Annotated in this window: 13 protein-coding genes and 1 pseudogene; 9 read left to right on the forward strand and 5 right to left on the reverse strand. The window is 44.9% G+C overall.

Annotated elements, in window-relative coordinates; translation table 11 throughout:
* Positions 1 to 3: 3 nt before the first annotated feature.
* The 3 genes from SO_RS10110 to SO_RS10120 form a co-directional block, all read right to left on the reverse strand.
* Positions 4 to 840 carry a hypothetical protein gene (locus SO_RS10110; RefSeq protein ID WP_164925870.1) on the reverse strand — a complete coding sequence of 279 codons (837 nt, stop codon included), beginning with the start codon at positions 838 to 840 and terminating at the stop codon, positions 4 to 6.
* 432 nt (positions 841 to 1,272) lie between these two features.
* Entirely contained in the window at positions 1,273 to 2,265 is a 993-nt protein-coding gene (locus SO_RS10115; protein ID WP_011072232.1) for an ATP-grasp domain-containing protein, read from the reverse strand.
* A 20-nt stretch (positions 2,266 to 2,285) separates the two neighbouring features.
* A complete protein-coding gene (locus SO_RS10120; RefSeq protein WP_011072233.1) occupies positions 2,286 to 2,744 on the reverse strand; it encodes a MaoP family protein in 459 nt (152 codons plus the stop codon).
* A gap of 108 nt (positions 2,745 to 2,852) precedes the next feature.
* Here SO_RS10120 and hdfR point away from each other — a divergent pair, with 108 nt between their 5' ends.
* On the forward strand, positions 2,853 to 3,713 hold the full coding sequence (gene hdfR / locus SO_RS10125; protein WP_011072234.1) for an HTH-type transcriptional regulator HdfR: 861 nt from the start codon (positions 2,853 to 2,855) through the stop codon (positions 3,711 to 3,713).
* A gap of 96 nt (positions 3,714 to 3,809) precedes the next feature.
* On the opposite strand, the gene SO_RS10130 is transcribed toward hdfR, so the two are convergent.
* A complete protein-coding gene (locus SO_RS10130; RefSeq protein WP_011072235.1) occupies positions 3,810 to 4,181 on the reverse strand; it encodes a diacylglycerol kinase in 372 nt (123 codons plus the stop codon).
* Between the two features lie 248 nt (positions 4,182 to 4,429).
* On the opposite strand from SO_RS10130, the gene SO_RS10135 reads away from it, so the two are divergent.
* From SO_RS10135 to SO_RS10145, 4 genes are all read left to right on the forward strand, one after another.
* Positions 4,430 to 5,341, forward strand: coding sequence for a DNA ligase (locus SO_RS10135; RefSeq protein WP_164925699.1), 912 nt, complete (start codon positions 4,430 to 4,432; stop codon positions 5,339 to 5,341).
* A 326-nt stretch (positions 5,342 to 5,667) separates the two neighbouring features.
* Positions 5,668 to 5,883: a hypothetical protein gene (locus SO_RS23210; RefSeq protein ID WP_238560580.1), complete on the forward strand. Its 216-nt coding sequence runs from the start codon at positions 5,668 to 5,670 to the stop codon at positions 5,881 to 5,883.
* Positions 5,884 to 5,993: 110 nt separating this feature from the next.
* Positions 5,994 to 6,407 (forward strand): hypothetical protein, encoded by a 414-nt coding sequence (locus SO_RS23215; RefSeq protein ID WP_238560581.1) that lies wholly within the window; start codon positions 5,994 to 5,996, stop codon positions 6,405 to 6,407.
* Positions 6,400 to 6,915: a low molecular weight protein-tyrosine-phosphatase gene (locus SO_RS10145; RefSeq protein WP_011072237.1), complete on the forward strand. Its 516-nt coding sequence runs from the start codon at positions 6,400 to 6,402 to the stop codon at positions 6,913 to 6,915. Before SO_RS23215 ends, SO_RS10145 begins: the two co-directional genes overlap by 8 nt.
* A gap of 501 nt (positions 6,916 to 7,416) precedes the next feature.
* On the opposite strand, the gene SO_RS10150 is transcribed toward SO_RS10145, so the two are convergent.
* Positions 7,417 to 8,373 (reverse strand): IS1595-like element ISSod11 family transposase, encoded by a 957-nt coding sequence (locus tag SO_RS10150; RefSeq protein WP_011071113.1) that lies wholly within the window; start codon positions 8,371 to 8,373, stop codon positions 7,417 to 7,419.
* Between the two features lie 399 nt (positions 8,374 to 8,772).
* Here SO_RS10150 and SO_RS10155 point away from each other — a divergent pair, with 399 nt between their 5' ends.
* The 4 genes and pseudogenes from SO_RS10155 (at position 8,773) to SO_RS10175 (ending at position 14,134) form a co-directional block, all read left to right on the forward strand.
* Positions 8,773 to 9,636, forward strand: coding sequence for a tyrosine-type recombinase/integrase (locus SO_RS10155; RefSeq protein WP_011072208.1), 864 nt, complete (start codon positions 8,773 to 8,775; stop codon positions 9,634 to 9,636).
* Positions 9,615 to 10,733, forward strand: coding sequence for an IS91-like element ISSod25 family transposase (locus SO_RS10160; RefSeq protein WP_011071694.1), 1,119 nt, complete (start codon positions 9,615 to 9,617; stop codon positions 10,731 to 10,733). The genes SO_RS10155 and SO_RS10160 overlap by 22 nt, the downstream gene beginning before the upstream one ends.
* 380 nt (positions 10,734 to 11,113) lie before the next feature.
* On the forward strand, positions 11,114 to 12,736 hold the full coding sequence (locus SO_RS10170) for an alpha-glucosidase (protein WP_011072238.1): 1,623 nt from the start codon (positions 11,114 to 11,116) through the stop codon (positions 12,734 to 12,736).
* Between the two features lie 127 nt (positions 12,737 to 12,863).
* Positions 12,864 to 14,134, forward strand: a pseudogene (locus SO_RS10175) (sugar MFS transporter).
* Positions 14,135 to 14,143: the final 9 nt, after the last annotated feature.

The following is a 14,143-nucleotide window of genomic DNA, read 5'->3' on the forward strand; positions in this document are numbered from 1 at the left end:
CAATTAGAACGTGTAGCTAACAGAAAGCATCGGGCCGATAAAACTGTAGTAAATATTGTAATCGGCAACTTTTGCATCTTTATCGGCTGATTTTTGGTCAATATCCACATCGACCTTGTAGTAATTGTAAGCCACACTCAAACGCCAGCCTGAGGTAAATTGGGCATCCAAACCCAATTTAACATCGATTAATTCACCTTCAACATCATTCAGTTTAATGAAAAAGTATTGCGCTCGACTGACGAGTGTCCAACCCTGAATAAACTCATAGTTGGCATACACACCAAAGTCGGGCAGAGGGGCGGTCACATGCTCATCGACAATTCTTGGTATCGCTTGGCTTCCACACACATTGATGAGAGCCTCTGAAGTGGCACAAACCCCAATAACGCCTTCAAATCCAGTATTGATAAACATGGTGTGCAGGCCAAGAGATAAACCGATATCGTAATGGCTACCTTGAATGACGTCGTAGCCATAACCCAAACGTAAAATATCAATATTAAGAGTTGAATTGAGCTTTCCACCCGCTCTTATATCGTAAATGGTGTCATTAATTTCAATTTGGAAGGGATTGGTCAATGCTTGGGTTTCGGCGTTGCGGTGAAGTTGTTTCCAATCCAAGTAGAAGTTATGGCGGTCGTTAAAGTGGTAATTTAACTCAACAAAGGGAAGAAATTCGTTTTCAGCCAGTTGCAGATCGGATTCATAATCGAGGGTAAATCCCAACCCAGACGTTGGGTCAGTGACTTCCATATTGGTATCAGATTGTGAATAAAATCCGCCTAGTTCAATGGTAAAGTCACCTGCCAATGCAGGCGCGCCGAGCAATGAAACCATCAGAAGGGGTAAAGGGCTAAACGAGTTCAAAAGTATCACTCCGACATTTTATTATTATTTTGGCGTTAACATCAGACTTGAGTACCGTAAAGAATGCTTGGGAGTTTAACAGTTAAACTTTGAATGTGAATAAAATGTTTTTAAAAATGCAGGGTTTTGTGATTTACAACAAAAGTTGTATGACTATTCGATGGTGGATGATGAGCGTGCGGAACGGATCACGGTAATTGTGCTTTGGTGATTTGATAACCTTGGTTGTGTTGAGTTACGCGATAGCTCACCCTAATATGGTTTGCTCATTCATTGGTGTTCAATTATAAAATTGCGGCTCAGTTAATGCTGAGCCGCAGAGATAAGATGTAACGCATTTAAGCTCACTATCTAAGTGACTTATGGTTAAGTCGACTCAGATTTAGTGCTTCAGTTTTGGCTTTATTCCGCCGCCTTTGAGCTTGTTACATTGTTGGCTAAAGCCGGCCCAGCGTGAGTGAGTTGTGGATCGCTGTTTTTTTCATCCTTGTTAAACATCCCCAAACGAATGCGAATAAAATGCAAAATTTGTGCGGCAATATCCACATTTAAGCAAGATTCTAAGCCTTCAAAACCTGGGGAAGAGTTAGCTTCACAGATCTTGTAATGGCCGTTATCAAATAATAAATCGATACCCGCCACATCTAAATCCAGAATATTGGCGGTTTGTGTGGCTAGCCATTCGATTTCAGGGGTGATATCAAATGGTCTTGCCGAACCACCTGCGCTCACATTGGCTTTAAAGCTGTCTTCTTGTCCACGTCGCTCGTAGCAACCTGCAACACGCCCGCCAATGGTAAAAACGCGCAAGTCGCGGCCATGACTATTGGCGATAAACTCTTGCAAAATAATGTTGGCGTTTTTATTTGTCGCTTCAATTAGTTGCATTAAGTCATCAAATTCACGGGCCTTATGAGATAAAAACACGCCGCTACCCTGAGAGCCTGAGAGTGTTTTAATCACCACGGGAAACCCCAAATGGCGCTCAACCAAGTCAATATCAACTGGGAATTTGACCAACATGGTTTTAGGGGTGGGTAAATTCTTCTCGGCCAGCAATTGCTGGGAAAAGAGTTTATCTTTAACAATCTCAATGGCTTTAGAAGGATTCAGGCAGTACACCCCTAAACGTTCTAAATGGCGAATGATCGCCAACGCAAAATAGGTGGTACCAGAACCCATTCTTGGAATGATAAAATCTGGTAATTCAACGGGTTGCCCGTTTAACAAAATACTTTTGTTGTCTTCTCTCGTCACGGTGAGATCAAACTCATCCGGAGCATAAACTTCTAATTCAATATTGTCGGCTTTGGCAGCCGCCAATAGACGTTCAATTTCATACCATTCAGGTTTTAGCTGAGTCGCGGTTTCTTTATATAAAATCCACCCACGCATTTAATCGCAAACCTTCATTTTCATGCTTTATCCTCGGGTTCAGCTTCATCCTGAACATCATCTTCAATTTCGACATCCACATCGAATGCCGCTTCTGGCTCAACTTCAACCTCAGGTTTAGTGGCTGGTAAGTGAACTGTGCCAACCACCGCATAAAAGGGTTTACCTCGAGCCAGTTTGCGGTACTTTAACCAGATATGCTCTAACAAGCTACTGGGAGCGATGTTTCCTTTGATGACTTCGACAAATTGTGCTTCATCAGCGGTCACCGGAAGCGTCTTACCTTCGGCAAGGTTTTTCATGGCATGACCATGTAATTCAAGCAGTTCGGCTTCTTTACTGGTGAAGTCGCCACTACGCTTAAAACCTTTGGGAAAATTAGTATCGTCATAAAAGCGTTTGTGAGATACGAAACTGGCAGCTGAGCCGTTCAGCGTCTCAGAACCCTTGTTAGCGTTTGAAAAAGACTGTTCAGACATGGCTGTTACCTTCTAGTTTTTGATATACAAAGATTTGCAACTGGAGTATTGGCTAGTATTATTGATTTATAAATCAAAAAAATTTGTCTATTTTGGTCAAGAATTTTTATGGATACCGATTTACTAAAGACTTTTCTCGAAGTCTCTCGTACCCGCCATTTTGGTCAGGCGGCAGAAAATCTCTACCTTACCCGTAGTGCGGTCAGTTTTAGAGTGAAACAACTCGAAAGTATTCTTGGTGTTGCCCTGTTTGAGCGCCAACGAAACAATATTCAGCCGACTCCAGCGGGAGAGCGAATGTTAGGCCATGCGGAGGCGGTATTAACGGCATGGGAGCGTGCTAAACAGGATGTATCTCTTAGTCAGTTACAATCGACTCAATTAGCCATTGGTGCGGGTCCCAATATTTGGGATGCCTATTTACAGGGGTATTTACAACATCTGCATGTTGGGCTTCCTGGGATTGCACTGCGCACTGAGGTATTGCCCCTCACTGTGATGACGCGGCAATTGATGGATCGAACTCTCGATTTGGCCATATCCTTTGATCCACCCAAACTTGATCAATTTGAATTAATACAATTAGGTCAAATCAATTTGCTGTTGGTGTCTAAATCGATGGATATGGCGGTGAATGCGGTGCAAGCGGGGCAATACGTCAAAGTCGATTGGGGCACTGCCTTTAACATTATTCATGCGCAGGATTATGCGGCGCTACCGGTGCCGACATTGCATACCAGTTCGGCACGTATCGCTTTGGATTTTATTTTAAACAACGGCGGCTGCGCCTTTTTACCCGAGCATTTGGTGCAGCCATTGCTAAGCAAGGGTGAGCTGCATTTAGTCGCAGGGGCGAATGCGATTTCACGCAGCGTATATGTAGCCTATTGGGCTGAAAACGATAGATTGGAACACATTAAACAGGCGATCGGATTCTTAGCCGATAAGCCGTTAACTGAAGTCGATTAACCCTATCAAGTAGCAAAAACGCCTTTAGGGACGAACCTCAAGGCGTTTTTATATGATAATCGGGCTTAAATAAACGGTTATTATGCTGATAAGCAATTAAACCAAGAGTGGTAATAACACCACAAGCCAAGTGATCCCGCAGAGCGCTAAACTCATAAATACTGCGGCAGAGGCGATATCCTTTGCTTGACCACTCAGGTGATGGATCTCACTGCCAACGCGGTCAACCACAGCTTCAATGGCGGAGTTTAATAGTTCAACAATCAACACGATAAACAAGGTTAAGATCAGCATTAAGCGCTCCATGGTGCTGATATCAACTAAGAAGGCGACTGGCAGCATGACCACAGCCAGCATCAATTCCTGTCTAAACGCGGCTTCGTGGATCCACGCGGCCTTTAAGCCCTTCATTGAAAATCCTGTCGCTCTAAAGATGCGTTTAATACCGTGGTTATTTGCTGGTTTCATAATTATTCCATCGACTTGGGCGATTGTTCGCATGGCTTTGCCGTTCAAAAAAGAATACGTCTTGAGTGTTAGCCTTTGAACGAGCTTAAAAAAGAGGCCGAAGTATAGCCCGATAATTTATGTGCATAAATAGTTAACTGTACAAATTGCTAGCTCAGTTCGGGTGTGACCATATCGCGAACGGATTAGCAGCATTAAAAGCGAAAGACTAAGCTTGGAGTGTGATGACTTTATTGAGAGGCAAAGGAATGGCTCTTACAACTCGCTTACCTTTTGTAAGATTTACAGCGCTTAAGTGCTTGGGATTGATTATTGGACTCTGCTGCGTATTGATTACCGCAAGCTTTGCGAGTCCGGCACCGAATATTCAATTAGCAACGGAATATTCGCTCGATAATCACTCCAATAATGATGCTCAAATCAGCACATTTTTTGTCAGCGAAAAACTCGATGGTGTACGAGGTTATTGGGATGGGCAACGCTTATTCACCCGTCAGGGCAATCCCATTTTGGCCCCGAGTTGGTTTACCGCCGAGTTTCCTGCCATCGCAATGGATGGTGAGTTATGGCTTGGAAGAGGGCAGTTTGAGGCGATATCAGGCTTAATACGTCAAGCATCGCCAAAGGATGCCGACTGGCAAAACGTTCGGTTTATGGTATTTGATTTACCAACAACCAAAGGCAGCTTTGAAGAGCGTTACCATAAGATGCAAGCACTTATCGCAGGGAAATCGGTTTATCTGCAAGTGATTGAGCAGTTTAGTGTCGCCAGTGTTGAAGCCCTGTATCAAACCTTAGATACCTTAGTTGCCCTTGGCGCTGAAGGGCTAATCTTACATCGTCGTACGGCAATCTATACGCCGGGGCGTAACCCTAATGTGATGAAATTAAAGCCCTATTTAGATGCAGAAGCCACAGTGATTGGTTACATTGCAGGCAAAGGGCAATTTAGTGGAAAGATGGGGGCCTTAAGGGTACAAACGCCAGATGGTCGTATCTTTAATATTGGCACAGGCTTTAACCTCGCTGAGCGCCAGCATCCCCCAGCCATTGGTACGCTTATCACCTACAAGTATCTTGGCTTAACGGTGAATGGTTTACCGCGTTTTGCCAGTTACTTACGGATCAGAACCGATATTGACCCAAAGAATAAAGAATAAGTTGCGAAAATGTTTAACTTTGATAAAAGTCGAGCTCCTCAGTACAAGTGTATCCATTTATCGTATTGATTATTAAATTGAAATTTTAGCAAGGAGTAAATTTTGATCGAGAGTCTGCATTGATTAACGCTTTGGGTACAGCGTATTACGCGTGACTTTGTTGTCCCTAAATGGGTTAAGTATCCCATCGTTGCGACACAGCACTTTTGGCAGCGTTTAAGTTTGGCACAGCGTTGCTACTTATTAGCGTTACTGGCTTTAATCGTATTTCTACCCGAAATTGGACTTGCCGCCATTATTACTGCTGTCGCCTTAATTATTGAATTTTGGCCAAAATTCGCCACAGCTTGGCATCCACTGGCAGTGTCGTGAATGAAACCACAGGCGTCTTGGCCTCGCATTTATCCTACACCCATAACTTTGCGATTTTGCTGTACATGCCTATTTTGTTTATATGTAACTCAATCATCGCCTTACTCTTGCTGCAATTGGTGATCCCTTGTTATTTACTTTTCCATATTGGTCTGCTGTTATTGGCTTGAGCAAAGTGAACAAGGTAATAAGAAGCGCTTTGTAGTGGCGACCGCATTAGTACGGATGCTCCTTCTATCGTGCTGTTATTGAACTTAATTGCAATTACCGATGGCGAAAATTGGATAGAGGATTTAGCCAAAAAACTCAAGAAATAAACGGCAATCAGTTCGATATCCAAGTCGTACCTGAAGCTGAAACACAACTTAAAGCTGAAGATAACGTCGAAAGCGTTGGTAACGGTTTAATGATTAAACCTAAGCAAAGAGATTCTACTGAATCATTAACAGCCTTTGGTCATAGATATTGCAACGGGATCAGAGAGTTAATCGCTTTATTTACTTACAAGTTTGAAGCCAATGGCCGAAGCCGTTGTCAAAAATCGGCCAATTCCGTGGTGGTTGAACTTAATGATTATGAAATACTGGAAATCACTGAGTCCGACCATGAGAAATACGGTTATCATTTTGAAGTAAAAAATGTATTTCTCCCGCCTTTGGGCAAATGGCATCGACCCCTAAATAGCCATGCGTGAGGATGCTAAGTTGTTAGAAGATAAAGCGTTAAAAACACAAAATATACGACGTATCTTAATGGTGTGTATGGGCAATATTTGCCGTTCACCCACCGCCGAGGCGGTTTGTCGCGCCAAAATTCGCCAACGTCGTCTTGATATTGAAGTCGATTCAGCGGGCACCATTGGTTATCACCAAGGAGATAACCCCGACAGTCGCGCCATGGCCGCAGGCAAAAAACGGGGATTGAGTTTCGAAGCAATACGTGCAAGGCAAGTTGTTGATGCCGATTTTGAGCATTTTGATCTGATTTTAGCGGCCGATAAAAGCAATTTAGTCGATTTACAACGCCGTTGCCCACCCGAATATCGGTACAAATTAAGGCTAATGTTATCCTTCGGAAATAGTGAGATTGATGAAGTCCCCGATCCCTATTACGGCGATAGCCAAGGATTTGAATTAGTCCTCGATTTGCTTGAGCAGAGTATGGACGCGTTATTAGACCTATTAGCGGGAAAAACGTATTAGCAAGGCAAGAGATTAACGAATTGATTAAAGTGATAATGCCCCAAAGCGAGATGACTTTGTAGTCCGAAGTGCTGGATGAATCGTCATTGTTTTCCCTGTGACACGCCGCCTATTTATTTAACAAGAGGTATCCCTATAGGTTCGTCGGCGGCATCTGCTGTATATGGATATCCGAATGTTGCGATCACATGGCCAATGATGTTCCCAACATCATAGTGGCATTTCCCATATCCCTATGGGTCAGATGTGAATGAGCATCCATGTTGCCAACAGTCACAGTCGCAACAATGCCAATCTTAACGACCATTGAACGGTTCATCTGGCCAAAAAGCTATTGACCAAGGCAAGTTAACGAGTTGTCTGTGGCTCAATCTAAAGCAGACTCTCTGGCCTAGAAATTTTCATGCATATAACTCAAATGTTGCAATTCCTTGCGATGCCTAAAAACTGGACAGGCATAAGGGCTATCCACTTAGCACGACCAACCACTATATATTGTGGTTATCGATTTTTAATTGATTGGTACGTTATCGGCTTAGAACGCACTGCTTGCTCAAGCAACCTGTAGAATAATAATCCCCGAGAATCTGACTTTCTTCTGTTGAAGCGAAATGTAAACTCATCTAAATAATAATCAAGTTGCTTAGCCTTTACCGCACCTTGATACGTACCTAAAAGCCATCTTTTACATAATGATGAGACTCGATGCACCCCAGCCATTGTTTCATGTGCAGGTACAGATGAACCTAAATGCACCATCCGATTATGCTTATATCCTTTTTTGTCTATTTGCTTGTATGCTTGAGAACCATCACTACAAATTGTACTACCAGGCTCTATTACATCTTGAATGAATTGATGGATATGTTCTTTAGTTGCACTTTCTACTTGCCTTAAACGTATCCGCCCAAATCCAGAGGGTGATAGCAGCTCAACAGCCACCAAAACTATAGCTTTACGCTTACCCTGTTGATTTTTAATAGATGATTTTGGAATGACCCCACCTATTAATGTTTCGTCAACCTCTACGATGCCGGACAGTTTATCTCTTTCAGGATCAACCATGGCATATCTTAACTTGTGCATTAAAGACCAAGCAGTTTGATAACTCCCAAGACCTAATAGCCTTTGGACTCCAAGAGCGCTGACCCCATTCTTTTGATTTGTAATAAACCAGACAGCTGCAAACCAACTTTTCATGGGGGTTCTTGTTTTGTCAAAAAGTGTACTTGATGTTACTGAACACTGAAAACGGCAAGCATGACATTTTAACTTGCCATTACTTAACTGATAAGGTGATTGATGGCTCGAACAGCTTGGGCAAATGAATCCGTTTGGCCAACGAAGTGCGTAAAGGTAGCTAGTGCAAGATTGTTCATCATGAAACCAATCAACAAATTCGTCCCAATTTGTAGGGTAATCGACGCCAGCTTTTAATAAATACGATGAAGTTTTCATTACTACATATTGACACTGGTGGCGCTAAATGGATAGCCCTTACAGGCATACAGTCATATTCAAATTATGAGGATTTGGGAAAAATTTTATCCTACCTTCGTGCGCGTTTTTACATTTACTCAGCCATAAAAAATATTAAAATCATATAGTTATAAATCTCATGGATTAGATAATAGGTTTGAAAAACGCGCATGCGCGTTTTCCGGGATGGTGTATTTGATAAAAAGCTGATAAGTTCTTTGCATACAGATAGTTAACTGTGCGCGTTTTCACTGGTCTAATGAGGTAAACGCGCATGCGCACGAATAAAATGTTGAACTAAGCCGCTGCGCGGAGCCTAAAGCGAACCGCTGCTCCACACTTACTCCTAGGGATAATCCCTTACCTAGGAGGTCTACCATGTCATCACTTCTGCAACAATTCCATGATGAGATTAGTTTACGTGGTTACTCGGCCCGAACGCGTAACGCTTATTTGTATGCCATCACCCAACTTCAGCACTATGCAAACCAACCGCTCGATAACATTACGGATGAGCAGCTTACGGCTTATTTCCGTTACTTAAATCTTGAGTGGCATCATTCCAGAGCTACTTTAAAGTTACAGCTTAATGGCATTCATTTTTTCTATGAACATGTCCTAAAACGTGACTTTACGATTCAGCTAAGTTTACCGAAACGTCCGCACAAACTGCCGCAATTGCTTAGTTGCCAAGATATCGCGGCACTGCTGTACCACTGTCAAAACCTGAAACAACGCGCTATGTTGGCGCTGTGTTATGGTTGTGGTTTGCGTGTCAGTGAGTTAACCCATATTAAGGTTGCTGATATCGATGGGCAGCGGCAGTTACTCAAAGTGTGTCAAGGCAAGGGTGCCTGCGACCGCTGGGTGATACTCTCACCGACTTTACTCATCCTGTTGCGTCAGTATTGGCAAGCGTATCATCCCGTCGAATGGTTGTTTGCCTCGACCTATCATGATGTGGTTTATCCGCTGCATGAGTCGACCTTTCGTAAAGCGTTAGCGAAGGCGGCCCGCTTAGCGAGTATCACTAAGCCATGCAGTCCACACAGCCTAAGGCATGCTTATGCAACCCATCAATTACAAGCGGGTATGCCACTTCATCAATTACAGGCTCAGCTTGGGCATCACAGTATCAAGTCTACTGAACGCTACTTGCATTGGTCGCCGGAATTAGGTCATCAAGGCTGTGACTTGCTAGCAAGTCTTGGGGGAATGCCATGGCAACCTCCTACCATTTAAGCGATATCCTTCAGCAGCACTTAGCCCACTATCAACAGCAGCATAAACTGACCGAGCAGCAAGCTTTGGTCTGCCAGCATATTCAACAGTGTCGCACGCAAACCTTAGGGATGCAGCACTGGCGTTGTGATACTTGCCAGTATGAGCAGCAGGTGTGTTGCTCCTGTGGTGACCGGCATTGCCCTCGTTGTCAGGGAAGGCAGACGCAAGCGTGGATTGCTACGCAGCAGGCGCAAGTCTTGCCTTGCCGCTATTTCCATTTGGTTTTTACCTTACCCCACGAGTTGAACATCTTGGCGCACTATGCTGCCAAGCCGCTCTATAGCGCGTTGTTTGAATCGGTGTGGCAGACGCTGGCGCAGTTTGGCATGAAACGGAAACACCTTCAGGGTCAATTGGGTTGCACTATGGTGCTGCACACGTGGGGGCAGACCTTGAGTCAACATATCCACTTGCATTGCTTAATCCCTGGTGGGGTGGTGACGTCAGCGGGAGATTGGCATGGCGTGAAAACGGATTATCTGTTTCCGGTTAAAGCCTTGTCCACCGTGTATCGGGCTAAGCTATTACGGGCACTGCGACAACATGAGCTGGCTATTCCAGCGGCTGAAACCTTAATGGCAAAGCCGTGGTGTGTTTACAGCAAAGCGTGTCTAAGCCGCGCCGAAACCGTGGTGGAATACCTTGGGCGTTATACCCGTAAAGGCATGTTGCATGAATCAAGAATTGCAGAAGTGACCGCAGACCATGTCCGTTTTAACTACAAAGACTATCGTGACGGTCAGCAGCATAAGCAAATGTGGCTAAGCTGTGATGAGTTTATCCGCCGTTATTTACTGCATGTGTTGCCCAAAGGGCTGATGCGAGTGAGACATTTTGGTTTTCTTGCCAATGCTTGCCGCCGCAAAAAGCTGGCGCTCATCCTGCGGCAACTACGTAAGCCGCAGGTGGTATTGGCGAGTCCTTTGGTTAAGAAGGACTGTTTGTGGTCATGTCCGCAATGCCAGTTAGGTCATTTGCAGTTTATTGGGTTGATAAGACCGCAGTCGGTAGTGATGATAAACAGCCAAGGTCAGCCAGTACGTATGTCAGGATAACCACGCCCTCAAGACGTAGCGTAACCGACAGCGAAAAGCAGCCAGCCTTATGGGGTTAAGCCGATGAGGGGATAGGGTATGAGTGTCAGCCTGAATCTGGGGCCAAAATGCTGTCAACCAAGGTCAACAATCAGTCAGAAGTGAGTGTAAAAGAATGAGAAAGCAAAAACGATATCAAGTGATTACCCTCCAAACTGTATAAAAAACCGCTACCGCAAAAAAACAAATTCCTATAGCATCATTTATACCAATTGACATGGATGTGGCAGCGGCCAAGTCCAACAAGCGATTTATGCCCTGCAAACAGCGCAGCGCATAAATACTAAGACGTTAGAGGGTTTTTGGGTTAGCTTGCTGAAGAATAAGGATAAAGGGGCATTATGAGTGAGTTAACTTGGTGGCGTGGCGCCGTAATTTATCAAATCTATCCGCGCAGCCTTTTAGATACCAATGGTGATGGCGTGGGTGATTTACGCGGGATCATCACTAAGTTGGATTATATTGCCAGCCTAAATGTAGATGCGATTTGGATTTCGCCTTTCTTTAAATCCCCAATGGCGGATTTTGGTTACGACATTAGTGACTATCGCGAGATCGATCCCTTATTCGGCTCGATGCAAGATTTTGATGAGTTGATTGAAAAGGCGCATCAACGCGGCATTAAAGTCATTATCGACCAAGTGTTAAGTCATACATCCGATCAACATGCCTGGTTTATCGAAAGCCGAGAGAGTCGCACCAATCCTAAGGCCGATTGGTATGTCTGGGCCGATCCTAGAGAAGATGGCACCCCACCAAATAACTGGTTAGCGATTTTTGGCGGCTGTGCGTGGGAGTGGGAGCCGCGCAGACAACAATATTATTTGCACAATTTTTTACGTAGCCAGCCCGATATCAACTTCCATAATCCTGATGTGCGCCAAGCGGTATTGGATAATGTCGAGTTTTGGCTCAAGAAGGGCGTCGATGGTTTCCGCTTAGATGCAATTACCTTCTGTTTCCACGATGAATTGCTTCGGGATAATCCCGCCAAACCTAAAGAAAAACGTCAGGGGCGGGGATTTAGTGAAGATAATCCTTATGCCTATCAGTACCATTATTACAATAACGACCGTCCGCAAACGATTCAGTTTATTGAAGCATTACGCCAGCTTATCAATCGTTATCCCGGTACTGTGACCTTAGGGGAAGTCTCTGCAGAAGATTCTCTCGCGGTGATGGCCGCTTACACTAAGGGTGATGATCGCTTACATATGGCTTACAGCTTTGAGCTGCTGACCGATGATTATAGTGCCGCCTACATTCGCCAAACGGTAGAGGCGTTGGAAAATAGCATTGGCGACGGTTGGCCCTGCTGGGCGATCGGAAATCATGATGTGCAGCGGGTAGCCAGCCGTTGGGGGCGCGGTAAGCAAACCAGCGATATGGCCAAAATGCTTAATGCGATGCTTTGTTCGCTGCGTGGCAGTGTCTGTAGTTATCAAGGGGAAGAGCTTGGTTTAACCGAAGTGCCGATTGAATTCCATGAATTGCAGGACCCTTTTGGTAAAACTTTCTGGCCGATGTTTAAGGGGCGAGATGGTTGCCGCACCCCAATGCCATGGGAACAATATGCTGATTTTAGTGGTTTTAGCCAAGTATCGCCTTGGTTGCCTATTGCAGCTGCACATCGAGCACTGGCGGTAGATCTGCAAGAAGCGGATTGCCATTCTGTGTTGCATGGCTATCGTCAATTCCTTGCTTGGCGTAAGTGTTATCCTGCGTTGATTACTAGTGAGATTGAGTTTCTCGATGCGCCTGAGCCCCTATTGGTGTTTGTGCGTAAACTTGGGGAACAGAAGCTATTGGTTTGCTTTAACCTGTTAGACGCTGAAACTCAGTTGTCGCTAACAGGGCTCAAGTTACAGCAAGAATTAGCTGGACATGGTTTGAAAACCGCACATAGACAAGGTGATAGCTTGATATTTTCAGCCTATGCCAGCTTCTATGCGCTATTGGCCTAATTGGTTGTACAGTCAATTGACTACCCAAACAAGCAGTGACAATGCGGTTGTGACTGCTCGTTGTTTTACGCAAACGCCTAAGGGAACTTACCTTTAGATAATAAAAACATGATTAGAGAACACAACTATGGCGTCATCTATTAACACCAGCAGCCACACGACCAGCGTCAGCGGAGCGGATAATGGCAACTACCGTTTTGCGCTAGTGTCACTGACCTCACTGTTTTTTATGTGGGGATTTATCACCTGTTTGAACGATATCCTGATCCCCCATCTTAAGGCGGTGTTTTCACTCAACTACACCCAAGCTATGCTGATCCAGTTTTGTTTCTTTGGGCGTATTTTTTGGTGTCGATTCCCGCGGGTCAACTCGTTAAACGACTTGGCTATCAAAAAGGGATTGTGACCGGCTTAGTGATAGCCAGTATCGGTTGCGTGCTGTTTTATCCCGCGGCATCGTTTGCGACCTATGGGTTGTTTCTCGGCGCACTTTTTGTGCTCGCCTCAGGGATCACCATTTTGCAAGTCGCGGCCAACCCCTATGTCAACGCCCTTGGCAGTGTTGAAACCGCATCAAGCCGTTTAAACCTGACGCAAGCCTTTAACTCACTCGGTACCACGGTGGCGCCGTTTTTTGGATCTATGTTGATTTTATCGGTGGCCGCTTCGGTCTCCTCTGAATTAGCGCAAGCCAATGCCGAGGCGGAAGTGGTAAAACTGCCTTACTTGTTATTAGCCGCAGCCCTAGCGGTACTCGCCATCATTTTTGCTAAGTTAGATTTGCCAGTGATCCGCGAGCATACCGAAGGCGCATCAGGTGAAGTGCAGACCCATTTAGGCAAAACCAGCGCTCTGCAAAGTACCCATTTAGTGTTGGGGGCGGTAGGGATTTTTGTGTATGTCGGCGCTGAGGTGTCAATTGGCAGCTTTTTAGTGAACTTTTTAGGTGAAGCACACATAGTGGGTATGCCGGAAGAGCAAGCGGCCCATTACATTGCCTATTACTGGGGCGGGGCCATGGTTGGGCGCTTTATTGGCTCTGCGGTGATGCAAAAAATCCCCGCAGGCACTGTGCTCGCATTCAATGCCTTTATGGCGGCTCTGCTCGTGCTGGTGGCCATGACGACCAGTGGTAGTGTTGCCATGTGGGCGATTTTGGGCGTGGGTTTATTCAACTCCATTATGTTCCCGACTATTTTCAGCTTAGCACTGCGAGACTTAGGTCCACATACATCGCAAGGCAGCGGCATTCTTTGTTTAGCCATTGTGGGTGGGGCGATTGTGCCATTACTGCAAGGTGTGTTGGCGGATAACTTAGGCATTCAACTTGCCTTTATTTTGCCTGTGGTTTGTTACGGTTTTATCCTGTTCTATGGTGCTAAAGGCTCTAAAATGTAAGCGAACTTG

Source organism: Shewanella oneidensis MR-1 (assembly GCF_000146165.2).
In the GTDB taxonomy this organism is placed as follows: domain Bacteria; phylum Pseudomonadota; class Gammaproteobacteria; order Enterobacterales; family Shewanellaceae; genus Shewanella; species Shewanella oneidensis.